We start from the raw sequence: 24,553 nt of genomic DNA on the forward strand, positions 1-24,553 counted from the left end.
GGCATCAAAAAAGACGCCCTTCGGTTAACGCCCGGCGCGCTTGTACCTAGTCCAAAAAAGAATCAGCACAAGAGTTCATGGGTGAGGTGAATCTTAACAACAGCACTGGTTCGCACCATCCACCAGCTCTCTTGATTTGTTTGTTAAAATTTCTATGTCCCATTCATCACTTGCTTTACATTATTACAACAAGTTACGGTTTTGTCAAGGTATTTTTGTAACAAAATTCACTTAACGAACATTTTTAGAATTTACGGCAACAAGAATCGGCATAGAATCTTTCGCTGGCCGCGTCGCAAAATAAACGCCAATAAGAATCAAAAAAGTACTGACAGCCTTAAGTAAACTGAAAGACTCCCCAAGAATCAGCATAGACTGAATAACAGTAAACACAGGAACAAGATTCATAAATATAGCCGTCCGCGGAGCTCCAATCTGCTGAATCGCCATCATCTGAAATAAATAGCCCAGAACGGATGCAAACACAGCCATATATAAAACAGACAGCCAGCCGCCAAAGGTAATGCCTTGCCAGTATACAGCGGGATTTTCCCATCCTACAAAGGGAATGGCAAAAATCGTACAGACTAAAAAAGTATAAGCTGTCATCATCAGCGGTGAAAGCTTATAAAGGAGCATGACTTTCCTGCTAACAAGTGCATAAACAGCCCAACTGGACACAGCAGCAAACATTAGAAAATCACCCGGATTAACCTCTAGTCCTGATGTAAACAAAGCTCCACCATCCGTTACAATGAGAACGACGCCACTAAAGGATAAAACAATGCCTGTGACTTGCAATAGACCCAGTTTTTCCCTGAAAAATAAACAGGCCAATAAGGCTGTCACCATGGGATTAGTGGCGCCAAGCAGTGAGGCGTTCATGGCTGTTGTATATTGCAAAGCAGAAAAAAACAATGCATGATAAAGAAAGGTACACATCACGCCAAGCAAAATGAGTGATGGCCATGCTTTCCTGTTTGGAAAAAAATGCGGCCGTTCTTTCCAGTAAAGAACAGCAAAAATAAAGGGCAGTGCGAAGAGAAATCGAAAAAATGTTAAGGAAAAAGCGGGAAATTCTCTGATTGCCAATTTCCCTGTAATAAATGCCCCTGACCAAAATAAAGCTGTAAAAACCATCATAACATAGATACGAGTAGTAGACATTTTGTTCCCCCTTAACAAGTAAAAGCATGACTCAAAATTACCTTTTCTTAAGTTTCGCCCTATAAACTACAATCTCCTTGCTTGATATAAATTTATTCCATTTATTACTAATTATAATAAAAAATTATTATTCACAAACTAAAGTCGCCTTCGTTTACAATCGTGCAACAAGGAGGGAGAATACAAATGCCTAAAAACAAAACGCAGCCAGTAAATCCACTCCCGGAATTGAGTTCGCGCTTTCAAGAAGCTCGTTTACAAGAACCTCGTACGGGGTCAAAGAGCATGAAAAACGCCAAACACTCACATGCCAAACACGGTGAAGGCAGTTAATAGCAAAGGACCGCGCAGTTTTTTTTGCGCGGTCCTTTGCTTTATTCAAGTAATATCGCCTTTATACCTCTTTCGCACATAACGGACTGAGTCCAAGCTCATTGACTGTAGTTAAATCTTTCGAAGCCCCACGGCCTTTCGTTGTCAAATAGTCACCAATAAGCATACCATTAATACCGGACAAGAAGCCAAGGGGTACTAAATCACCGAGATTTCGTTCCTTGCCGCCTGCATACCGAAGAATCTTCGTAGGCAAAATCAGCCGAAAAATAGCAAAACACTGTAATATTTCCAGCGGCGGAATTTGCGGCTGACCCTCCAAGGCCGTGCCTTTCACCGGATTTAAAATATTCATGGGGATAGAATCCACATCAAGTTCTTTTAACGTAAAAGCCATTTCAATCCGATTGCGCCATGATTCACCCAAGCCAATAATCCCCCCCGAACAGGCCTGGAGCCCAGCAGCCTTGACTTTTTTTATTGTTGCCACACGTTCCTCAAAAGTATGAGTCGTACAGATGTGGTCAAAATAACTGGAACTGGTTTCTAAATTATGATGATAGCGTGTAATACCAGCGGCCTTCAGTGCCGCCACATGCTCGTCTTGCAAGGTACCAAGGGAGCAACAACGATTGATATGGGTTTCCTTGCCGATACGACGAATGGCACCGAGAATTTTTTCAAAATCTTTATCGTCTTCCATCCCTCTGCCAGCTGTGACAATACAGAAGCGATAGGCCCCCGCTGTTTCAGCCTTTTTAGCTGCCTGAACAATTTCCTCTTCCGTCATAAGAGGATAGACATCAAGCTTGACTTCATGATGACCCGATTGCGCACAGAATTTACAGTTTTCCGAGCATCCTCCTGAACGGGCATTCACAATCTGACAGGTATCCACTGCTTTTCCCGTGAATTTCTCACGTACCTTGTTGGCCATGGCAAGCAAAATAGGCACATCGACTTCCTCAACTTCCGTTAAAGCCATGGCCTCATCAAAAGTAATGTTGCCTCCTTCTAATACTTTTTTACCCAGTGAAAAAATCAAATCGTAACTCATTTTTGTTTACCTACCCTTCCTGTTTATCCAAATCCAAGCCTGACGTAATCGTTAGTCCTGCATCTTTCACCATGGTAAAATCAGCCGCCGCATTGCGCCCGGTAAATGTTAAGTAATTGCCGATAATCAGACCATTCGCACCGCCTAGCATCAACGCCCCTTGCATATCGCGCAAGTTCATTTCTCGCCCGCCGGCAGGACGAATGATTTTATCAGGCAGAATAAACCGAAAGAGTGCAAAAGTCTTTAATATTTCCAGCACATTGAGCGGTGCTTGCCCTTCTAAAGCCGTGCCTTTAATGGGATTTAATATGTTAATCGGAACTGAATGAACCTCAAGTTCCTGTAAGGAAAAAGCCATATCCACGCGATCCTGCCACGTTTCACCGAGCCCAATAATCCCGCCTGTACAAAGCTCCATTCCCGCTTCTTTAGCGGCCTTAATCGTCGCAATACGTTCTTCATAAGGATGAGTCGTACAGATATAAGGGTAAAAGCGAGCGCTTGTTTCAATATTATGAGCATAGCGTCTTACACCCGCATGGAATAGGATTTTTGCCTGTTCCAGCGTGAGTGTACCAAGATTTGCACAAACCTTTAAACCCGTTTTCACCCTAACCGCCTTCAGTTCAGCTATAACTTCTGGAAAATCAGGGTCGTCGTTCATCCCCTTGCCACTTGTCACCAAACTCGTCCGTTTGGCTCCAGCCACCGCAATATCCTCCGCCCTCTGGACGACTTCGTCTTGCCCCATAAGCGGATAGACGGGACAATCCGTCTCATGATAGACAGATTGCGCGCAAAATTTACAGTCTTCGCTGCACATTCCTGAACGGACATTAATGATGCCGCACAATTCAACGTCTTTCCCCGCAAACTTACTGCGAATTTTATGAGCATAAGCAGAAAATAGTGGTATATCTTCACTTTTGACTGTCTCTAAATCAAGTGCCTCAGCATAAGTCATAGGAACACCAGACAATACCTTTTCGCCTAAAGCCACAATTGCTAGACCATCCATGGCTTCCTCCTTTTGTAAACCATTAAATAATTTAAGGTTAACATATTAGATAAAAAAATAGTTAACTTATAAAAAGCGAGTTGTTAACAATATTATTGTAGGGGGTAATGAACAAAAAGTAAAGAACATTTTGGTTGTTATTTTCCTGCTCCCATGCTACGATAATGGTAAATTTTTCATTTCACTATTATATGAAAGAGAGAGATTACACATGGATCATCTTTGGCTAGTCTATGCACTTTTATCGGCGTTAACGGCTTCTTTAGTCGGGATCTTTGGCAAAATCGGCTTGCAATCCGTCGATGCCAATACAGCTACGGCTATTCGTTCTGTCATTATGGCCGTATTTTTACTAATCGTCATTGCCTGTCAAGGAAATTTACGACAAATCCCCCACGTTTTAACGGATACAAAAGCCTTTACCTTCATTGTCCTCAGCGGCGTAGCCGGAGCCCTTTCCTGGCTGTTTTACTTCTTGGCACTGAAATACGGCAAGGTTACACAAGTGGCACCCATTGACAAATTAAGTGTAGTAATGGCGGCTATTTTAGCTATGATCTTTTTAGGAGAACGAGTGAGTATCCTTGGTGGAACAGGCATCACACTCATTGGCATTGGAGCTATTCTCGTTGCTTTTTCATAATCTCATTTTTGAAAACAAGCTCCCGCATGGTTAGCGAGAGCTTGTTTAATAAGACGAACAGACAATTATTTAATTAAATCTAACCCCACTGGAATAGATGCTGGAACGGTTTCACCTTTTAGCACCTTCAATGCCGTTTCTACAGCGACTTTCCCCATATCTTTCGGTTTTTGAGCCACTGTCGCAAGTAAAGAACCGTCTTTTACCGCTTTTACAGCATCGGCTGTAGCATCAAATCCGATGACAAAAATACCCGTTTTATTAGCGGCTTTGATGGCTTCTAAAGCGCCTAAAGCCATTTCATCATTATGAGCAAAAACAGCCTGGATGTCAGGATTGGCTTGGAGAATATTTTCCATAACCTTTAACCCTTTGGCACGGTCAAAATCGGCTGGCTGTTTAGCAACAACCGTCACATCGGCAGCACCTTTCAGCCCTTCATGAAAACCTTTTCCACGATCATTGGCAGCACTTGTACCAGGAATACCTTCCAATTCAACAATCTTGCCTTTGTTGCCCAATTTTTCCAACATGTATTTGGCAGCCATATTTCCACCAGCCACATTATCTGACGCAATGGCTGCAACGACTTGGCCGCCATCAGCGCCACGGTCTACCGTAATAACCTTAATCCCGGCTTTGTTTGCTGCCTCAATAGCCGGTACAATCGCCTTAGAATCGACGGGATTCACAATAATCAAGCTAACTTTTTGTTGAATCATGTTTTCAATATTCGCCAACTGCTTACCCGCATCATTTTGGGCATCTTCCACCATTAGTTCTGCCCCTTGAGCCTTAGCTGCTTCCTGAGCACCATCGCGCAAGTCAACGAAGAACGGATTATTCAGCGTAGAAATACTCAATCCAATGACGACCTTTTTATTATCGGCGACTTTTTGATCCGTCGTACCACCACAGCCAGCCACAAGAATGCTCAAGCTAAAGAGTGCCATAACGAACATCACAACAAACTTGTTTTTTTGCAAAAAATGATTCATTAAAATTCCTCCTCTTTTTTGGGTTATCTTGATGACGCTCCACAAATGAGTCAGCATTTCCCCCCTTTATTGCGTTTTCGGTCTAACAATACAGCAATCAAAATAACCAAACCTTTGGCTACTTGCTGATAAAAAGAAGACACATTCAGTAAATTCAAACCATTATCAAGGACACCAATAATCAATGCACCAATCAGAGTTCCACCAATCGTGCCAATACCACCGGAGAGGCTGGTACCGCCAAGCACAACAGCTGCAATGGCATCCAGTTCAAAACCCATACCTGCTGTGGGCTGAGCGGAATTTAACCGCGAGGCCATAATAATACCGCCTAAACCGGCAAAAAAACCAGCTAAGGTATAAACTGCAACAATAACCCGATCTGTGCGGATGCCTGACAGGCGTGCGGCTTCTTCATTGCCGCCAATCGCATAAATATACCGTCCAAAACAGGTCTTCTTCAAAACAAAATAAGCAACAGCAAAAATAATTGCCATTAAGATCACAGGAAAAGGAATACCAACCACATAGCCGCCGCCTAAAAAGCGAAAAGCGCCTTCCATACCTGTAACAGGACGACCCTCCGTGTAAACTAAAGTAACTCCTCTGGCAATAGTCATCATACCCATAGTCGCAATAAACGGCTGAATTTTGCCTTTTGTCACAAGCAATCCATTGACAATTCCAAGCAGCGAACCAATAGCTATACCAGCAATCAGTGCAACAACCAGGGTTGTGCCCCCCGCCATAAGACCTGCCGTAATACTGCCTGATAAAGCCAAAATAGAACCAACAGATAAGTCGATGCCACCTGTTAAAATAACAAGCGTCATTCCTACACTGATAATAGCATTAATCGAAACCTGTCTGGCCACATTCAATAGATTGTTAACAGATAAAAACCGGTCTGACAAAAGTGTCAGGATAATGCCCAGGAGTAATAGCCCCAATAGGGGACCCATTTTTCGAATAATACTGTGATAATCAAATTTCATCTAGAATCCCCCCCTTCGCCGCCAGCGGCATAGGCCATAATTGATTCTTGCGTAGCTTGCTCAATCGGCAAGATAGCCGCAAGCTTCCCACCCTGCATGACAAGGACGCGATCACTCATCCCCAATACTTCCGGTAGTTCAGACGATATCATAAGAATCCCTACTCCCTGGGTCACAAGCATATTCATTATTTGATAAATTTCCGCTTTGGCTCCCACATCAACACCGCGTGTCGGCTCATCCATGATCAATACTTTCGGCTGAGTCGCCAGCCATTTAGCAATCACTACTTTTTGTTGATTGCCGCCACTCAATTCATTGACCAACTTTTCAGCACTTGGTGTGCGAATGTTGAGTTGCTTGATATAAGCAGCAATGGCAGACTTTTCTTCTTTCTCATGAATCACCCCGAATGGACTCCATGTCCTCAGCGAAGCCAAGGACATGTTCTGGCCCACAGACATTTCCAGAACCAATCCTTGTTGCTTGCGATCCTCGGTAATAAGACCTATGCCTGCATCAATGGCATCCTGAGGCCCGCTAATGTTGCAACGCTGGCCATTGAGTGCAATGGTTCCACTCGTCATAGGATCTGCGCCAAATAAAGCCCTAGCAAGCTCACTTCGCCCGGACCCCATTAAACCCGCAACACCTAAAATTTCACCCTTGCATAAAGAAAAGCTAACATCCTGAAGACCTGCAGCCGAAGACAAATTTTCTACTTTCAATACCTCTTCACCAATCACAACAGATTCTTTGGGAAACAAAGAAGAAAGTTCCCTGCCAACCATCATGCGAATAAGCTCCTCAAAAGTCGTTCCAGCTGTCACCACTGTCCCAACGTATTTGCCATCACGCATGACTGTCACACGATGGCAAATACGAAAAATTTCACCCATACGATGAGAAATATAAACAATGGCCAATCCTTTTTCGGTCAGTCTTTCAATGGTCGCAAACAGACCGGATGTCTCCGTTTCTGTCAAAGCTGTTGTCGGTTCATCCATAATAAGGATGCGGCTGGCATAAGACAAAGCTTTAGCAATTTCCACGAGTTGCTGTTCACCAATGCTGAGATCAGCGACAAGTGTTTCAGGAGCCATGGTCGTGCCTAGTTCATCCAAAACCTGCTTCGTCTTCTGACGCATACGGTCAAAGTCAACAACACCAAATTTTTTGGGTTCTCGGCCTAAATAAATATTTTCCATCACCGTAAGTCCGGGAATAAGATTTAATTCCTGATGAATAATGCCAATGCCTAAATCAAGAGCAGACCGGGGACTTGTCAACTTTACTTGCATCCCGTTCAGCAGAATTTCCCCTTCATCGGCTTGATAAACACCACTAAGAACCTTCATGAGAGTTGATTTTCCTGCACCATTTTCCCCTAGCAATGCATGAACTTCACCGGCCTTCAATACAAAATCAAATTTATCCAATGCTTTTACACCAGGAAATGTCTTGGTAATGCCCTTCATGGTCAGCAAGGCCGCTTCATTTGTCATGGCTTTCTCCCTTCTAAAAAGTGACACCAGCCACAAGAATTACGTTGGCAAAAGGCGTGCATTCACCTGTGCGAATCACAACACACGCTTTATCTGACAGGACCTTCAGTTCTTCATGACTCATGGCCTGTATGGCAATCGAATCTAGCTGCTTAACTGTCTCTTCATAAACAGCAGGATTTTGTCCCGCCATTTCCGAGGCAATATAAGCCTTTTCAACAGCAAGATCCCCCAATACAGCGGTAAGTACCTGCGTAAAACGTGGAATCCCCGCTATGACAGATACATCAATACAAGAAACCCCCTCTGGAACAGGTAGACCGGCGTCGCCAATCACAAGCATATCGCCATGACCCATTCCCGCAATAACTGAACTGATATAAGGATTTAATACACCCCGTTTATTCATCGCTTGATTCCTCTTTTCTCCATCAATTGCTCAACTTCCGACGTTGTTGCCAGAGCGGGTTGCGCACCAGGCCGAGTAACAGCAATAGCCGCAGCATAAGAAGCGAACTCAAGCGCTTGACTAAGCGTCTTTTCCTCAGATAATCCCGCTGCCAAAGCCCCGCTAAAAGCATCGCCCGCTGCCGTTGTATCGACTGCCTGCACAAACACAGGCTCAACAAAACCTTGCTTCTCCTTTGTTGCCCATAAAGCGCCTTGTTCTCCCAAGGTAATAATCACGTTTTGAACACCTTTAGCCAAAAGCACTTTCGCTGCCTGCTTTGCTTGTTCCCGCGATGTAATGGCTACACCGCTTAACATAGCCGCTTCCGTTTCATTGGGTGTTAAAAAATCGATAAGCGGATATAACGTATCAGTAATCAGTCGGGCTGGCGCAGGATTGACCATGACACGCCAGCCTGCGGCTTTGGCTGTTTTGATCGCATAAGCCACTGTTTCTGAGGAAATTTCATGCTGTAAAAGTAAAATTCCTGGATCTCTCACTGCTTGAAGAGCAGCATCAACATCACGACTACATGTAATCGCATTAGCACCAGGCACAACAACAATCGTATTCTTACCATCCTCTGCCACCGTAATGAGCGCCGTGCCTGTCACTTGATCAGTTTTACGAACATGCTGCGTATTTACACGGCTATCCGCTAAACTATCCATAAGCTCCTTGCCAAAAGCATCCTGACCAACACAACCTGCCATAATCACTTGACCGCCTAATTTAGCCGCAGCTACAGCTTGATTAGCTCCTTTGCCGCCCGGATAGGTAGCAAAAGAACTACCAGGCACCGTTTGACCCGTTTCAGGCAATTTTTCGACTTGAGCAACTAAATCCATATTTAAGCTACCTACAACAACAATGGCAAAGCCCATTTATCTATTCACCTCTCCGCGTAGACTGCCTGGCAATAAGCTCAGGCACAAACAAATGTACAGGCTCAATTTTTTCACCACGAAGCAAGGCGAGCAAATTCTCACAAGCCATGCGTCCAATTTCATATACAGGCTGCCGAATCGTTGACAAAGAAGGTTTAACCCAGGCTGCTAGACGAATATCATCAAAACCAATAATAGCCAATTCATGAGGAACAGAAATACCTTGCACAGCAGCATATTCCAGACAACCAATTGCCATCATATCATTGGCTGCAAAAATGCCATCCACATGTTGAGCTAGTAAGCTCTTAGCACCTTCATACCCACTTTCAAATGAAAAGTCGCCCTTCGTGATCAATTCAGCGCTATTCTCTCTCCCTTGCTCACAGCAAGCAGAACGAAATCCTGCCTCACGTTCACAACTTGTCGACAAATGATCGGGGCCACCAATCATGCCGACCCTCTGACATCCCACAGCAAACAAATGCTTCACAGCTTCATAAGCTCCGGAGAAATTATCTGTTCCCACACGTGGCAAGGGTAAAGTCGCACTGACTTGCCTGTCAATCAACACAAGAGGCAACCCGATTTGTTGTAACAAATCCATTGCATCCGATTGATACTGTCCGGCAGCAAATAGCAATCCGTCCACTTGTCTGCTAGCCATAAAATCCAAATAACGTGCTTCATCTGCCAATAAGCCATCGGTATTACACAGAAAAACAGCATAACCTGCTTCACGACAAACGTCTTCCACTCCACGCACGAGAGCAGGAAAAAAGGGATTTTCAATATCAGGAATAATTAAACCCACACACTGCGACTGACGTATTTTAAGCGATCGAGCCACAACATTGAGGCGATAATCAAGCCTTTTAATGGCCCCTAAAACCTGCTGCTGTTTCTGAAGCGAAACACGCTTACCATTGATTACTCGCGATACAGTCGCAATCGATACCCCCGCTGCTTCCGCTACGTCATGAAGGGTTATCGGATCATTTTTTTCCTGTCCCGTCATAACGACACCTCTTCTTGTAAACGTTTACAAAAATTATAATTAGGCACTTTTTTCAAAATTCCTGCTATTATGGATAAAAAAATTGATAATAAAAAAAATTCTTATATTGGGACATTTTCTCTCTTATAGGGACTATTTAGGTCCCCGTAAGAGAGTTTCTGCAGTCCTATATGTATCATCTGAATTGCCTACTTTTCATACAAAAAAAAAGCATCTGCCGGACAGATCGTCCAGTGATGCAAAAAACAGAAGGCTAAGAATCCAATCAACAGATAGGCTGATGCATTTTCGTTAACTTGCCTAATTCACGCCACAGATACACACCCGTAATCAGAGAAGCAAAAAAATCAGCAATCGGACTGGCAACCCAAATCCCAGTGACACCTAAAAAGTGAGGTAAAATAATGAGCAGAGGAATCAAAATAATGACCTGACGGGATGTACTGAAAAGAATAGCATATTTCGCCTTGCCTACAGCCTGAAAATAATTGGCGCTAACAATTTGGAAGCCAATAATCGGCAACAGGGCAAGATAAATACGTAATCCCTGCGAACCAAACTGAATGAGCTCCTGATTACCGTTAAAAATACGCATAATGTGCGTATCAAATAACTGAACAATCAAAAATCCCCCTGTAGAAACAAGTGTCGCCGCAAGGATGGCTTTTTTGAGTGCCTCAATCACTCGACCATAATTTTTCGCACCATAATTATAGCCAATAATCGGCTGAACACCTTGCTGTATCCCGAAAATAGGCATCAGAATCAACATAGTCACACGCGTAATAATCCCCATTGCCGCCACAGCCAAATCGCCACCATAAGTTAGCAGCGCAACATTGGACAAAAGGCTAATGACACTTGCCGCAATTTGCATCAAAAAGGGAGACAGACCAATTGAAAAAATCCCCCAAACAATGGACTTATTCAAAGAAAAATTTTTACGGCGAAACTTTAATAAACTTTGTTTACCAAAAAAATAAGACATCACCCATACGGCAGCAACAAACTGTGATAAAACCGTCGCATAAGCTGAACCACGAATACCCCAGTGAAAAATAAAAATAAATAATGGATTCAATATCGTATTGAGTCCAGCCGAAATCAACATCGTGAACATGGCTAAGCGCGGATTGCCTTCAGCACGAATGAGATTGTTCAAACCAAAGCTAAGAAACATAAAAATATTACCAATTAAAATAATTTGCGTAAAATCGTGAGCATAAGGTAAAACGTTCTCACTCGCTCCAATGACAATTAAAATGGGATCAAGAAAGTAAAGCACAACAGGCGTAAGAAGAACTGTAATTAAAAAAACAAGCGACAAGGCATTCCCAAGAATCCGCTCGGCATCATCAATTCTTTTTTCACCCAACCGAATGGAAATAAGTGCCGTAGCTCCCACACCAATCAGCATACCAAAAGCCATTAAAATCGTCATAATGGGAAAAGCGATGGTAACCGCAGTGAGACCAACTTCACCTACACCATTTCCAACAAAAATACTGTCAATAATATTATATAAAGCATTGACGATCATTCCAACCATAGCAGGAAGTGAAAATTTCCATAGAAGTGTGCCTATTTTTTCATCACCCAATTGTGCTGAATGATTCATTCGGGGCCTCCTTTCAATCAACAAAAACTACTTTCTCATTATGTCCACAGCCTAATAGGACCATTCAAAAAGGCATTTCTCCAAAATTTAGAAGAAATGCCAACCTTATTATCCGTTTGAGTAGGCACACATAGCATAAATTTTTCAAAAAATGATTGATTTAATTCTATATTTTCTTCACAAAGCAACAAAATCCTGCTCTCATTTTTTACTTCAAGTCGAGTCGTTTGCCAATAGCCTCAGCAACAAGAACACCCGTCGCACTGGCCTGTGACAACCCCCGTGTAATCCCTGCACCATCACCAATTGCAAACATATTCTCAATGTCTGTTTCTAATTCACTCGTAAGATTTAAACGGGAGCTATAGAACTTGACTTCTACTCCGTATAAAAGAGTGTCATCATTAGCCAAGCCTGGTGCAATTTCGTCAAGAGCATAAATCATTTCAATAATATTATCTAAATGCCGTTTCGGTAGAACAAGGCTTAAATCACCTGGCGTGGCCTTAAGGGTTGGTTTTGTAAAACTTTGTTCCAAACGATGTTCATTTGTGCGCCGACCCTTAATTAGATCACCAAAACGCTGCACTAATACACCACCACCCAGCATGTTGGAAAAAGAAGCTATCCGCTTGCCGTATTGATGAGGCTCATTGAAAGGTTCTGTAAAGGTATTGCTGACAAGCAAAGCAAAGTTGGTATTCTTGCTATGAAGCTTTTCATCACGGTAGCTATGACCGTTTACCGTAACAATACCATCCGTATTTTCCGCTACTACATATCCTTTGGGGTTCATACAGAAAGTACGAACTAAATCACCATATTGCTTAGTACGATAAACTAGTTTCGCTTCATAAACTTCATCTGTAATATGATTAAATATTCCGGCTGGAATTTCCACGCGAACGCCAACATCGACTTGATTATTCTTAAGAGGAAGGTTCAGATCATGACATTGGTTCGAAAACCACTCCGACCCAGCACGTCCGGGGGCAGCAATTAGATAGTCGCATTCCACTGCATCACAAGATCCTTCAATGTCTAAGTGAAACCCTGGATGCTCAGGCTTAATTGTCACGACATGGCATTGAAATAACATCGTGATTTTTTCTTTTAAAAACTCATAAAGATTTTCTAATATCTTCAGATTGTTCTCAGTACCTAAATGACGTACCTTCGCATCAAGTAAATGCAAGTCATGCTGCAAAGCCAAATTGCCAATATTACTGTTAGCCGTACTAAAACTTTCAGAAGGCGCTCCATATTTTGTATTAATGTCATCAACATAATCAATTAAATCCAAAACTCGTTGATCGGGAATATATTCATTAAGCCAACCGCCAAATTGCGTTGTAAAGTTATATTTACCATCAGAAAAAGCACCTGCACCACCGAAACCGCGCATAATCCCACAAGGCGTACAGCGAATACAGCTTGTCACTTTCTTTTCGGCAATAGGACAACGCCGCGCATAAATGTCATTGCCCTCTTCTACCATGATAATCTTCGCTGTAGGATGTTTGTTGATTAAATCGTAGGCCGCATATATTGCAGAAGGACCGCCACCAATAATTCCAATATCAAATTTATGTTTCATTTTAAGTCACTCCTTTATAAAGCTCTCTCTTTTACAGGCCATCCGCTATTATACTTTATTCCAGATGTTCTGTATAGAAAAACTTTTAAAAGTCTGTATTTTTCTGTGACAAGGTCATTTTTTCGGATAAATAGGGCAAATCTATTATGATACGTCCATTATAATATTATTGGTAAAAGTGATATAATAAAAGCAAGTTGTTACAATGTGACAGCTAATGAAACTTTTGAGCATATCAGGGGGTTCATATCAAAGGGAGGTATTGATTATGGGAGATAAAAATCCTAAGAATAAAGAAAAAATGAAAAAAGAAGCAAAAAAGAAGACACAGAAGAAAGTGAACAGCAATTTGTCATCCATTTCTCATGTCGCTCAATAAGAGGATACAAGAATTTTTGTCTAACTAGGTATGAAAAATCTTCCTTACTGACAAGGATAGAAATAAAAACTATTTTAGCCAGTGAGGAAGATTTTCCATGTCAGCTATACAAAATCCCCATAAAATTTAAATATAAGTCCTATTTTTAAATTACAACTTAGCATTTAAGCCGAAATAATATCCTCGTTGCTTATATTCCAAGCCTATTCCTGAAAATTTATCTGATATTCCATTATTATAATTCAGAGTTTCACTACCATTGGTCATCTTCGCATAGGAATAATAATAGCCTATTTCTGCTAAGGTATTACGAGTAAATACATATTTTAAACCAATATTCATATTATATCCAAACGTATCTCCTGAGTCAGTCCAGTCCCAGGCAGGAGAATGATTGCCCCAATGGCCATTGGCCTTTGCTGTTAAAAATGATGTAGTCAATCCGCCGTTCAGTGTAAGTTTCTCATTGATTTTATACCTAGTTTCTGCACCCAGGCGTAACCCGCTAAAAGTTCCGTTTAAATAACTGCCATTGTCTGACTGGGGCACATTTCCTACATTTATACCACTTTCTAAATGATATATTACGTTCGTTAGCGCATTATCAGTCGTATTCTCGCCCCACCCAATAAAAATGCTCGTGTTATTCCTTTCGTCTTCTAAAACTTTCGTTCCAAAATCTATGGAATACATTTTTTGTTTTCCATTAAAATTCATCGTGCCATAGTCCGTTATTGTACTAGAGCCGGGGTTCTGCCAGTCCGAATCAGAACCCGCTCCTTTGTTCTCAAACGCAGTCGACCCATATCGTATGTTTATGTAACTTTCATCATTAGTCTTAACCTTTGTAGTCAAAATACTCATATTTTGATTTTGTGGCATACTGATTTTTGACAACACTTGAGATGAGTTTATATAGTGTAAAGTATAATCAAAGTTCCCCTTTATATTCCAATTTTGAAATGAAACATCCACCGGCACTACTGAATCTGCTAGGGCTATTGCAGAATTCAATACAAGCATGCCAAATACTATCGACATTGTTCTTTTCACTTTTTAAAACCCTCATCTTCCTCTGCTTTTATAAAGCGATATTGGTGAGATTAATTATTCGCCGACAGTTTACATAACTCCTACTGAATGGACAACTCAAACATCTTATTTTTGCTGTTAATAAATTACAAAATCCTCTATCCAAGCCCTTTGGCCGAAATAGAGGATTTCAAAGCTCCTAGATACATTTTTTGGGTTCAGTCCCCGCAGCTCCATTTTCTAATCAATTCCGATATTTTCGCATAATCAATCGACGTCATATCGTGCGGCACAAATTGAATACCGATAACATGAGCCAACTGATAGCGCGCACACGCTTCGTAATGCTCGCTATTGACATGACAAATATGCCTACAATCATAAGCATAGGGACACATTATTGTTCCCCTAGCCTGTTTAAGACATTCTGACGCCCAATTTTCCAGTGCCCAAAAGGGCCTGGTACCTTCTCCGCTGCGCTGGAAAATTGATAAGATACTGTGGCAAAATCACCGCTGCTTTTGTACTTTGCACTTAAACTTCCTAATCTCATCAAACTCCCCCCTATTATGTTATGTTGACAGCTTATTTATTGCTATTTAAATACCACTTTCCATATTCATACATAAGAAAAGAGCCCCTGAGAATCTTTCGAAGTTCTTCAATTCGCTTTAATAAATCAGCTAGTTCCGGCATCACTAATTCTCCTTTTGAAAATTAGTAGACAAAATAAAACGGCCGTCCTTGTCTGGCGGTCGTTATCCTTATAGTGCAGGGAAGGTGAGCAATCAAAGCCGCTTTCCGCGGCGTAGCACCATCTGGCTCATCGCCCTTCCCTGTGTTCTAATTGGTCAATGCCATAAATGGTCACTGCCTAATATATCATATGCAATAGTTTACTCTTATGATGCTAAACTCTCACTATTAAGCACTTTTTCTACCTAATATCATTTCACTACATATGACATGAATCTGGCTTTTCCATGCATAATACTTTTATTCTTGAATATCTTATTAACATGGATGGCAGATACGCCAGTCCTTCTTTAAAGGTCAGAGTTCCAAGTCTGTAGCGACCAGAACTCTGGCTTTTCCACACATAAAAGCTGACCTTTTGAGAAAAACCGAGGTTCTAGCTATTTTCTATTAAATTTAAGTTCTCACCGTCAGAAAGCCCTTTTTGATCAATTAACCTTCATATAAGAATTCGGTCAGATTTATTTTTTTTGAGCTTAGACAGTGTCGGATCTCTTCAGCAATAATCGCTATCCCTGTAGTGATTTGCTCTTCATTCGTTTGATAGACACATAATCTCAGTCCATTTTTCTTCTCAAAATTAGGCAAATACCACAGATCTCCACCTTGAATAAATATATTTTTCGTTTGTAGACTCGCGATAAGACTTGAAAAATTTATTTCATCAGGCAATTCTAGAAAAGCGAAGGCACAATGAGCAAAATATTGCCAAATGACTTCGACAGGCAGTTGTTTACAAGCAAGTACAAAAGTGGAAGCACGATTATGATAAAACTTTTTAATCGTTTTTACGTGATGAGTAAACATACCATTTTTCATAAACATCGTTAAGGCTCCTTGCAAAATAGAAGAAACATAAGGATCAACACAACACTTATATTCTAAAAATACATTTCTAAACGCTCTTGGCAATAATACTGCACCAATGCGCAAACCAGGCAAGCAAACTTTAGAATAACTTTTGACATAAATAACATGTTCCGAATCATCCATTGCATACAAAGGATCTGCTTTTGTGTCAAAATTAAACTCGGCTAAATAATCGTCTTCCACAATATAAACATCGTATTTACACGCCAAATCCAAAATCATTTTTTTCTCTTGGCATGAATAAGATGTCCCCGTAGGGTTTTGATAACGAGGCATGGTATAAAAGAATTTTATATTTCCATTTTTAAAAAAGCTTTCTAACTTATCAAAGTTGATTCCATTATAATTTCTCGTAATACCAACTGCCGTAACTCCGGCAATTTTTAAAGATTTCAGCATACCGGAATAAGTAGGCTGTTCGACTAACACGGTAGTTTTACCATTAGGAGATGGCATTCTAACCAGAATATCGAGAGTTTGCTGTGCACCGGCAGTAATATAGATATTTTCCGGGTTTTCAAAAATTTGAACATCCTGCAATTGTTTTGATAGGGCTGCCCGTAAATCAGGCAGCCCTTGTTTTTCGTTATACATAAATGATTTTTCTTGATATACATCTAATGCCTGATTGATGCAATGACGAAATTCCACATAAGGAATCATGGAAGATTCAGGCATCATTGACGCGAAATCAATAACAGACATGCCAGAAGCATTTACCCTGTTGTTATTCACGACAAAATAGCCGCTCTGCGGAACAGAATATAAAATATGCTTCGTTTCAAGTTCACTATAAGCCCGAATAACCGTAGCTTTACTGCAATGAAACAGCAAAGACATTTCCCTTATTGAAAGTACTTTATCCCCACTGTGCAAACGCTTATTGTCAATTTCATTTTGAATATAATTAATTATTTGATTATATTTCATAACCACTCTCCCGTCCCCGCTTTGTACCGGTACAATTTAAAATGAACTTCTTGAAGTTCACTTTTTCCTTATATATACTTAAAACTGTACTAATATCATATAACGAGAATCAGTTTTATGAAAGGGATGAGGCGATATGGCTGAATTAAATAATAAAACACTTATTTGGAAATTGAGTGTTGCAGGATTTATTTCCGCAGCAGATAACTGGGTTATTTCCCCCATCTTACCAGCGATCGCATCCGAATTCGATATCTCAATCACTCAGGCTGGAGCAATATTGACTGCCTATCTGATACCTTACGGAATCATGCAGCCTGTCTACGGCTTTCTCAGTGATTGCTTTGGAAAAGCAAAACTACTACAATGGATTGTCGCAGGGCTTTCCTTAGGCACAATAGGCTGTTTTTCGGCAAACTCTTTATGGATATTATGCTTTTGGCGGTCAGTTACAGGCTTTTTTGCTGCTGGAATCATTGCTGTTTCACTGGCATTAATTGGCGATACCGTTCCAATTTCAGAACGGCAAAAGTATGTGGGAATATTTATTGGAATTGTTTTTCTCGGTCAAGGTTTAAGTGCAGGACTAGGTGGAGCGTTTGCTAAGTATATTAGCTGGCGAACATCCTTTGCCTTTTTTGCCATAGCAGCTGCTTGTACAGTATTTCTTTTGAAAAAACTACCTCCAGGTATGTCTATTCACACAAGTCATAAGTTTTTTTCGGAAATTAACCGAGTAACACGCTCTCCAAAGGGAAAAGTTATCTTCCCCTTGGCTTTTGGGGCCGGATTTTTATTACTTGGACTATATAGTTATTTAGGAGCATTCTTGCATGAAATGGTTGAACTAAATTATCTACAAGTTGGCATCGTCATCATGTTCTTTGGGTTCTCCTGCTTTTTAGCTGGTGGGCAGGTCGGAAAACTGGAACAACGGATTGGACAAAAAGAGACCGTTATTATGGGTGGTTATCTAGCCTTATTTGCAACTGTTCTTTTAATAATGTTCCCCTCTTGGGAAGCCGGATGCTTAGCAACCATTAGTTTGGGCTTTGGCTATATTTTCATTCAATCTACCTTAGCAACAATCGCTTTTGATGTGTCAAGTAACAGCAAGGGACTTCCATCGGCATTAATTGGCTTAGGTCTCTTTGGTGGCGGCGGATTAGGAACGCTGTTCAACAGTTGGTTGCTTTCGATAAGTAGCTATTCGATTTTATGGCTGACTTTGGGAATTGGAATTTTTATTTTTATTCTTGTTGCAGCCAAATTCCTGTTAAACAAAGCCGGACAGAACTGTTCAATGGTCGATAACAAACATTAAAAAGTTCTTTTTGTTTGGCAAATATAAAAGGCCACTCATCTGAGCAGCCCGGATTCCTTTAGTGCAGGGAAGGTTGAACAATCACCGCCGCTTTCACGGCACATTCACATCTTGTTCAACAACCTTTCCCTGTTTATGTATGCAGTGCCACAAGCCCACCGCCTTCTAGTATCATATGCAATCGTTTAATCGTTAATGACAATCTTCCATATTATCAGATTCATGCTTCCCACCGCTCATGATCGTGCTGTTGTATCTCTGCAGCGCTTGATAAACGTCCCGTCTATTTTTCTATCTCTGACGCATTTACTTTTTCCAAATCATCAAGAATAGTTGATATGTCCGCCAACAATTTTTCCAATTCTTCCTCACTTAATATATTACTATCCGTACTATCCGATGTACTGTCCATCACGAATACCTCCCAGCCAAATTTTAATCATATTATTTACCGTCATTATTTCTAGTAATCCTTGATGACATTTTCACTATCAGTGACAATTATAGCAATTAAATATTACAAATTAGTTACAAAAGCAAAAAAAACGCCTACCCAGTCTGGATATGCACATAATTACTAGATTACCAAATTTTATATAGTGTTGGAAGTTACAGCGCGAAGCAGCACAGAGCCTATAAGCCAGAAATACTTGTCACCCATAACTAACTATTATCATATTATGTATGGAGAAACTACTTCTCTATTAGATTAGGAGGTGAAACATTAACATGGCTTCTCATGATTGGGAGGGCCCGGAAATAGAGGACTGGGACGATGATCCGGAATATCGGGAAGACGAAGGGCAAAACGAGCGACAATTTTTCTTCGGATCCTGTTTCCCGAGGCAATCCTGTTTCCCGAGGCAATTCTGTTTCCCTAGGCAATTCTGTTTCCCTAGGCAATTTTGTTTCCCTAGGCAATTTTGTTTCCCTAGGCAATTTTGTTTTCCTCGACAGTCTTGCTTCCCTCGACAATCTTGCTTCCCTCGGCAATCTTGTTTTCCCCGCCATTAAACATCCCTGCGTTAACTTCCGCTTCCTTAGCCAGGGCCCTCAATAGGGTCCTGGCCTTTTCTATACAACACTCGGTGTACTTCACGAACTCAGGTATTGTACACAGTGCTTTCAGGCAATCATCATTGACAATTTGAATATCTATGGTTTTCACTCACGTTCTCGCCTCCATTACAATAAGAAAAATTTTAACCTCTATCCCAACTGAACTGCCCAGGATAGAGGTTAAAATTTTTACGCTCAATCGTTCTGCTATTTTTAAAGATTGTTTGGTTATTACTTTATTGGCTCCTTCTTGCTTTTTAACATAATTCATCTTACCTAGCCTGATGTAATCGTTTATTAATAGCAACCCCAATTACCGAAGCTATAAAAACCTTGCACAAATCTCCTGGTATAAATGGCAGAACACCCGCTATCAGTGCTTTTTGCAAATCAATGCCTGTAGTAAAGCTCAACCACAGCACACCCATTATATAAACTACTACAATACCGCCGATAATATTACCCAAAGCCAGACGCCATATATTATTACCGGATCCCTTTATTAAACCAATAACAATCACGCCTGCTAAAAAGCCTATTAAATAGCCACCTCTAGGGCCAACAATAACCCCAATTCCCCCATTCCCCCCCGAAATAACCGGTACTCCGGCTGCTCCAACGAACAGGAACGTCAACACACTATAAGCTGCTTGTCGTACTGTTAAAATACTGCCCGCCAGCATAATAGCCAAAGACTGCCCACTAATAGGCACAGGACTTATGGGCAGCGGTATCGAAATCAGCCCCAATACTGCTGTCAGAGCCGCGAAAAGTCCTGCATAAATAATATCATTCAACTTATTTCTTCGAGACATATTACCCTCCTCACAAAAACGTTTACCTGAAGTTCCCCTTAACAACTACTGGCAAGTATAAATCAATGTTTAAGTATTGTCAATCATTAATAGTTTCATAGTTAACAATGAAATAATAATGCATGATAGATTACTGGATACAAAAAAAAGCACCCAAAAAGGCACTATTAAATCCCGTAAATATTTTTCAATGGTTTTTCTTATCCTCAATAAATTCAAGGAACTTCTCCAATTGCTCAGGAGTCACATCGGGATCATTATTATTAACTACTTGATAGCACATTATTCCTCTCTTATCATCTGATTCAGATAACAATTCCCGTACTTTGGTCGGAAGAGTATCTTCAGCAACATAACGAATATTATCGTTTGTAAAATAATCGCCCCTAAGATCAAAATATTGGCATAAAAGTACCATGTCATTATGACTTAAATTTCTTTGACCATTTGCATGCAATTCCATAGCAAACGGGCTTATTTTTGTTGCTTTGCACACATCATCCAAGGTTACAGAAAAAACACGACATGCGTGTTCTAATTTTTCCTGAAATGTCGCCATTGTTGTATCCCCCCTCATTGCTCTGCAAATAATAATATATTCAATTGGCAGTTGTTTTTACAATTTTCGATAAATGAGGATAGTTTCCTGCTCCATTTTAATAAACAGGACTTTTTATCCAAATGATAAGCGAACATGAAAAAAAGCCTTCCGGCTTAAGATTGACTTAAAACTTCTCAATTTCTCTTGATGGACTTTTTAAAATATTACCGTACAGCTCGGAATCTTCCTCCATTTGCTTTAACATGTTGTTAATTTTTTGCTGAGCTAATACAATATCTTCACTCTTGCTAGAATCCAAGCAATGACTAAGTTCCGTTAATTCATTTTTAAAACTTATACGCCATTTTTTAAATGTTATTTCAATACTTCTGCTTTTTAAAGCAACTAGAAAATCACCTATCGGTCCATGCATCATCCAAGCTATCGATATTGCAACAATAGGCCAAGCAAGTGAATTAATTATATTTGCTATAAAAGTAAGCACATCCATAGCGCTAATCTCCTTATTGACATTTGCTATTACATACTTATTCTATCAATCCAATTTTTATGTATAAAAAAATCCATAACAAAGTATTAGTGACACAGTACATCCTATTAGACAAAAAGAAAAGAACCTCGAAGGCTCTCTCTATTTAAACTTTATTTACCACGATGCTCTATTAAAAGTGATATTATTAATAAACAAATGAATATCCCCACAATCACACCAACTCCAAAGTAAACCATATGAATAATCATTTGCCTAATCACCTCATAATCATTTTACAGTATTTGTAAAATTTGTACAATAAGAAAACCGCTCTAATAGAGCGGTCGTCTAATTGCATATTGCTAATCCCATTCATCGCACCAGGTAAATACGTGATATTACATATTATATAACATAGATGGAAAAATGACCAATCTCGTAATAAACACCCCAAAGTCCGTAGTCAACAAAATCCTCAAAGTTTCTTCAAGCAACAAAATCAGGATAAACCAAACAACAATACTGGAAACGTAAAATAATTGAAGCCACTGTCTTAATCCCGCTGAGTCAAACCCATTATCGGAATTAAGAATTCACTACACACCACAATCTTTGGTCTATAACTTATGGCAGACACCGCTTAATTACCAGCAGTCTCGAGTATCTGCCGTCAGTAAAATTAGGCCATATACCTCGCTTTAGACATAAAGAAATCACACAAAAATTATGGGTGATTCCTTTTATCTTTCATAAGTCTTTGATATTCGTTAAGAGCGGCATCCAACATCTGACTAGCAGCTATTACTTCTGGATCTGTTAAGGGTTTGCCCTCAGACAATTGGTTCAACTTTTTTCTTAGATCCTCAATTGTTTCTAATATTGCCTTTAACTCCGACATATGTACCAGCTCCTTTCCACAATAGCGTGGTTTGTATTAAGAGCTAGTATGTATGGTAGTTACTGGAAAAAAGTTAACGTCCTTATATAACAATATTCATCCATTTTTAATAGCTTGATCAAAAATAGCGTGGTAACCATCAATTGCATATATCAATAACCACGAGTAAATACTACGGTCCAGGAGGTGATTATATGGCTAAAAAGACCAATAATGCACAACAACAGCAGCAACAAAGAAGTACAAAAGAAAAAGAACAAGATATAAAAAATGCTGCATATATTGCCAGCATAAATCAACCAAATCACCCCAATACCTAACATTCGTAAAATAAATCCCCTATCCCAACATAAGCCGAGATAGGGGAAAGCCCCCAACCGAAAAAAAACGATTGAGGGCCTTGCGATATTTTATTTATTCGCTGAACCAATTAAGTAACCAATTACACCAGCTGCAATTTCATTTATCGTATTATCATGACGCTGATTTTCTCTTTCTAGACGTTCGTTTTCTTGTCTAATATACCGCTCATGCCTTTCATTTTCTCTGCACTGACGTTCATGCCATTCCCGTACACTTTCGTGATGGTGCCGCCGCATCTCCCACTCGTGTCGCTCATTTTCTTGCTGCTGTCTATCATCTAATTGTACAATTCGCTGTGAATCATCATTGTGCCATGGTGAGGCTTCTAATACAGTGGCACCAAGACCAATCTGCATCATACCTACCATTGAATAAATAATTATCTTTTTCACTACTTTTCTCATAAAATATTCCACCTTTATAATATTCTAAATTTATTGATCCCTATGTAGTTTTTGGGAAATTTTATTAATCATTTTCAATTTGTTCCTCCTTATGTAAACAATACCATGGAAATATGACAAAATTATGACTGTATAGTCATTTTCTTCTTAAATCTAATGAACATTAAAGCCCATCCCCCAGCATCCCGGCGAATAGGCCCTAACATAATACTTCAAGGTTAAATTCATGGCATATCAAACAATCTATTGATTATCACCTTCAATAGCCAGAAAAATTAACCCAATAAAGGCCTATACATTTAAATGCCCCCTTGTCACTGAAAAAGAGATTTGTTTTAGTGCGTCCATTTTGCGAATTGTTTACAAATTTATTATTGCTTGACATATTACCAGATTGCTTTGTTTGAGTTGTTCCCACCACGTTTATAAATTTTTTGTCATAGTTTTGTCATAATGGACCTCATCAAGTATAATTAGGATTACTTTTAAAATTTGGAGGATCAACTTATGCTATCAAAACCCGAAAGAAATTATTATTTAAATATCATACTGCTAGTATTGGGAACAATTTGTGTTCTTACAGGAATTGCTTTGGCGATAAAACCACCATCCTTAATGCCATTTTTAATGTCTATACACATCAAGTCTTTGCATGAATGGACAAGCTATGCCCTAACCATTTTAGTTATGTTTCATCTCGCATTTCATCTAAACTGGATAAAAGCGATGACGAAAAACAAGATTAACAAAAAAAATGCTTAACTTTTATACTATACATGCCTACCCCACCACCTTTCAGTGAAGCCATTAAATCTAACATTTCAATCTTGCTTCACAATTTAATCTACGATTCAACGGCGGTCCACATAGTGTAACAAACAAGCAAGCCCATTCCTAGCACAATGCTAAGTATGGGCTTTGCTATTTCGTTCTATTTGGGCCAGCGTTCACAACAGACATGTACAAAAATGCTAATTAACAACTAGTTGAGTCGTTATCTCCGCAACAAAAGAACAGGAGTAAAATAATAATGATAATGATAATCCCGCTGCCGCCAAAGCCGCGTCCACCAAAACCACCAAATCCCATAACAGCACCTCCCAAATTAATGCAAAGATTTAGATATTATAGTCTATGCCATATGATGCTATAGGTTCCGCTTGAAAAAATTTTAATCCTATATCCCGACACGCCCCGGCTAATCCTGATCACGATTTAGTATCAAAAAATGTTTAAAAGCCCATTCCTCAGCATCCCGCCGAAAAATGGGCCTTAACATAATACTTCAAGGTTAAATTCATGGCATATCAAGCAATCTATTTATCATTACTTCAATAGCAATAAAACATAATCCAATAAAGACATACACTAAATGTAGAAACATTTAAATGCCCCCTTA

The 24,553-nt window shown here is 40.1% G+C and carries 27 protein-coding genes and 1 other annotated feature (1 of these 28 cut by a window edge); of the genes, 5 read left to right on the plus strand and 22 right to left on the minus strand.

Going from position 1 to position 24,553, the window contains the following annotated elements:
- Window positions 1-176, minus strand: a binding site (T-box leader) (it extends 44 nt beyond the left edge of the window).
- 55 nt (window positions 177-231) lie between these two features.
- Window positions 232-1,167, minus strand: a complete 936-nt coding sequence (locus tag Ga0466249_RS16235; protein WP_215830532.1) for a DMT family transporter — start codon at window positions 1,165-1,167, stop codon at window positions 232-234.
- A 186-nt stretch (window positions 1,168-1,353) separates the two neighbouring features.
- Here Ga0466249_RS16235 and Ga0466249_RS16240 point away from each other — a divergent pair, with 186 nt between their 5' ends.
- Entirely contained in the window at window positions 1,354-1,500 is a 147-nt protein-coding gene (locus Ga0466249_RS16240; protein WP_215830533.1) for a hypothetical protein, read from the plus strand.
- Window positions 1,501-1,561: 61 nt separating this feature from the next.
- Here the strand turns inward: Ga0466249_RS16240 and bioB (Ga0466249_RS16245) are convergent, their stop codons facing one another.
- Window positions 1,562-2,557, minus strand: a complete 996-nt coding sequence (gene bioB / locus Ga0466249_RS16245; protein WP_215830534.1) for a biotin synthase BioB — start codon at window positions 2,555-2,557, stop codon at window positions 1,562-1,564.
- Between the two features lie 10 nt (window positions 2,558-2,567).
- Window positions 2,568-3,578 carry a biotin synthase BioB gene (gene bioB, locus Ga0466249_RS16250; RefSeq protein ID WP_215830535.1) on the minus strand — a complete coding sequence of 337 codons (1,011 nt, stop codon included), beginning with the start codon at window positions 3,576-3,578 and terminating at the stop codon, window positions 2,568-2,570.
- 211 nt (window positions 3,579-3,789) lie between these two features.
- Here bioB (Ga0466249_RS16250) and Ga0466249_RS16255 point away from each other — a divergent pair, with 211 nt between their 5' ends.
- Window positions 3,790-4,221 carry an EamA family transporter gene (locus Ga0466249_RS16255; RefSeq protein ID WP_215830536.1) on the plus strand — a complete coding sequence of 144 codons (432 nt, stop codon included), beginning with the start codon at window positions 3,790-3,792 and terminating at the stop codon, window positions 4,219-4,221.
- A gap of 65 nt (window positions 4,222-4,286) precedes the next feature.
- On the opposite strand, the gene rbsB is transcribed toward Ga0466249_RS16255, so the two are convergent.
- The 12 genes from rbsB to Ga0466249_RS16315 all read right to left on the minus strand — a co-directional run bounded on the left by rbsB (window position 4,287) and on the right by Ga0466249_RS16315 (window position 17,257).
- Window positions 4,287-5,219 carry a ribose ABC transporter substrate-binding protein RbsB gene (rbsB, locus tag Ga0466249_RS16260; RefSeq protein ID WP_215830537.1) on the minus strand — a complete coding sequence of 311 codons (933 nt, stop codon included), beginning with the start codon at window positions 5,217-5,219 and terminating at the stop codon, window positions 4,287-4,289.
- Between the two features lie 50 nt (window positions 5,220-5,269).
- The gene (locus Ga0466249_RS16265; RefSeq protein WP_215830538.1) at window positions 5,270-6,214 is read right to left on the minus strand and encodes an ABC transporter permease subunit; all 945 of its coding nucleotides are present in this window, start codon (window positions 6,212-6,214) and stop codon (window positions 5,270-5,272) included.
- Complete coding sequence (locus Ga0466249_RS16270) at window positions 6,211-7,719, minus strand: sugar ABC transporter ATP-binding protein (protein ID WP_215830539.1); 1,509 nt, start codon at window positions 7,717-7,719, stop codon at window positions 6,211-6,213. The genes Ga0466249_RS16265 and Ga0466249_RS16270 overlap by 4 nt, the downstream gene beginning before the upstream one ends.
- A 13-nt stretch (window positions 7,720-7,732) precedes the next feature.
- Window positions 7,733-8,128 (minus strand): D-ribose pyranase, encoded by a 396-nt coding sequence (gene rbsD / locus Ga0466249_RS16275; RefSeq protein WP_215830540.1) that lies wholly within the window; start codon window positions 8,126-8,128, stop codon window positions 7,733-7,735.
- A complete protein-coding gene (gene rbsK / locus Ga0466249_RS16280; protein WP_215830541.1) occupies window positions 8,125-9,054 on the minus strand; it encodes a ribokinase in 930 nt (309 codons plus the stop codon). Before rbsK ends, rbsD begins: the two co-directional genes overlap by 4 nt.
- Window positions 9,055-9,058: 4 nt before the next feature.
- The gene (locus Ga0466249_RS16285; RefSeq protein ID WP_215830542.1) at window positions 9,059-10,075 is read right to left on the minus strand and encodes a LacI family DNA-binding transcriptional regulator; all 1,017 of its coding nucleotides are present in this window, start codon (window positions 10,073-10,075) and stop codon (window positions 9,059-9,061) included.
- A gap of 265 nt (window positions 10,076-10,340) precedes the next feature.
- Window positions 10,341-11,693, minus strand: coding sequence for an MATE family efflux transporter (locus Ga0466249_RS16290; RefSeq protein WP_215830543.1), 1,353 nt, complete (start codon window positions 11,691-11,693; stop codon window positions 10,341-10,343).
- Between the two features lie 208 nt (window positions 11,694-11,901).
- The gene (locus Ga0466249_RS16295) at window positions 11,902-13,290 is read right to left on the minus strand and encodes an NAD(P)/FAD-dependent oxidoreductase (RefSeq protein ID WP_215830544.1); all 1,389 of its coding nucleotides are present in this window, start codon (window positions 13,288-13,290) and stop codon (window positions 11,902-11,904) included.
- A 529-nt stretch (window positions 13,291-13,819) separates the two neighbouring features.
- Window positions 13,820-14,722, minus strand: coding sequence for a hypothetical protein (locus tag Ga0466249_RS16300; protein WP_215830545.1), 903 nt, complete (start codon window positions 14,720-14,722; stop codon window positions 13,820-13,822).
- Between the two features lie 197 nt (window positions 14,723-14,919).
- Window positions 14,920-15,099 (minus strand): hypothetical protein, encoded by a 180-nt coding sequence (locus tag Ga0466249_RS16305; protein WP_215830546.1) that lies wholly within the window; start codon window positions 15,097-15,099, stop codon window positions 14,920-14,922.
- Complete coding sequence (locus Ga0466249_RS16310; protein ID WP_215830547.1) at window positions 15,099-15,254, minus strand: hypothetical protein; 156 nt, start codon at window positions 15,252-15,254, stop codon at window positions 15,099-15,101. Before Ga0466249_RS16310 ends, Ga0466249_RS16305 begins: the two co-directional genes overlap by 1 nt.
- 635 nt (window positions 15,255-15,889) lie before the next feature.
- Window positions 15,890-17,257 (minus strand): aminotransferase-like domain-containing protein, encoded by a 1,368-nt coding sequence (locus tag Ga0466249_RS16315; RefSeq protein WP_215830548.1) that lies wholly within the window; start codon window positions 17,255-17,257, stop codon window positions 15,890-15,892.
- 136 nt (window positions 17,258-17,393) lie between these two features.
- Between Ga0466249_RS16315 and Ga0466249_RS16320 the strand changes: the two genes are divergently transcribed.
- Window positions 17,394-18,581: an MFS transporter gene (locus tag Ga0466249_RS16320; RefSeq protein WP_215830549.1), complete on the plus strand. Its 1,188-nt coding sequence runs from the start codon at window positions 17,394-17,396 to the stop codon at window positions 18,579-18,581.
- A gap of 283 nt (window positions 18,582-18,864) precedes the next feature.
- Here Ga0466249_RS16320 and Ga0466249_RS27250 read toward each other — a convergent pair whose 3' ends face one another.
- The 6 genes from Ga0466249_RS27250 to Ga0466249_RS16345 all read right to left on the minus strand — a co-directional run bounded on the left by Ga0466249_RS27250 (window position 18,865) and on the right by Ga0466249_RS16345 (window position 22,387).
- The gene (locus Ga0466249_RS27250) at window positions 18,865-18,993 is read right to left on the minus strand and encodes a hypothetical protein (protein WP_281422658.1); all 129 of its coding nucleotides are present in this window, start codon (window positions 18,991-18,993) and stop codon (window positions 18,865-18,867) included.
- Window positions 18,994-19,512: 519 nt separating this feature from the next.
- The gene (locus tag Ga0466249_RS16325; protein WP_215830550.1) at window positions 19,513-19,749 is read right to left on the minus strand and encodes a hypothetical protein; all 237 of its coding nucleotides are present in this window, start codon (window positions 19,747-19,749) and stop codon (window positions 19,513-19,515) included.
- A 163-nt stretch (window positions 19,750-19,912) separates the two neighbouring features.
- Window positions 19,913-20,455 carry a biotin transporter BioY gene (locus tag Ga0466249_RS16330; RefSeq protein WP_215830551.1) on the minus strand — a complete coding sequence of 181 codons (543 nt, stop codon included), beginning with the start codon at window positions 20,453-20,455 and terminating at the stop codon, window positions 19,913-19,915.
- Window positions 20,456-20,642: 187 nt separating this feature from the next.
- Window positions 20,643-21,014, minus strand: coding sequence for a hypothetical protein (locus Ga0466249_RS16335; RefSeq protein WP_215830552.1), 372 nt, complete (start codon window positions 21,012-21,014; stop codon window positions 20,643-20,645).
- Between the two features lie 166 nt (window positions 21,015-21,180).
- Window positions 21,181-21,507, minus strand: a complete 327-nt coding sequence (locus Ga0466249_RS16340) for a hypothetical protein (RefSeq protein ID WP_215830553.1) — start codon at window positions 21,505-21,507, stop codon at window positions 21,181-21,183.
- 706 nt (window positions 21,508-22,213) lie between these two features.
- Window positions 22,214-22,387, minus strand: coding sequence for an aspartyl-phosphate phosphatase Spo0E family protein (locus Ga0466249_RS16345; RefSeq protein ID WP_215830554.1), 174 nt, complete (start codon window positions 22,385-22,387; stop codon window positions 22,214-22,216).
- 194 nt (window positions 22,388-22,581) lie between these two features.
- Here Ga0466249_RS16345 and Ga0466249_RS27255 point away from each other — a divergent pair, with 194 nt between their 5' ends.
- Window positions 22,582-22,707 carry a hypothetical protein gene (locus tag Ga0466249_RS27255; protein ID WP_281422659.1) on the plus strand — a complete coding sequence of 42 codons (126 nt, stop codon included), beginning with the start codon at window positions 22,582-22,584 and terminating at the stop codon, window positions 22,705-22,707.
- Between the two features lie 90 nt (window positions 22,708-22,797).
- Here Ga0466249_RS27255 and Ga0466249_RS16350 read toward each other — a convergent pair whose 3' ends face one another.
- Entirely contained in the window at window positions 22,798-23,154 is a 357-nt protein-coding gene (locus Ga0466249_RS16350; RefSeq protein ID WP_215830555.1) for a hypothetical protein, read from the minus strand.
- A gap of 507 nt (window positions 23,155-23,661) precedes the next feature.
- Here Ga0466249_RS16350 and Ga0466249_RS16355 point away from each other — a divergent pair.
- Window positions 23,662-23,916: a DUF4405 domain-containing protein gene (locus Ga0466249_RS16355; protein ID WP_215830556.1), complete on the plus strand. Its 255-nt coding sequence runs from the start codon at window positions 23,662-23,664 to the stop codon at window positions 23,914-23,916.
- Window positions 23,917-24,553: the final 637 nt, after the last annotated feature.

The sequence above is a fragment of the Pelorhabdus rhamnosifermentans genome, assembly GCF_018835585.1.
Classification (GTDB): Bacteria; Bacillota; Negativicutes; order UMGS1260; family UMGS1260; genus Pelorhabdus; species Pelorhabdus rhamnosifermentans.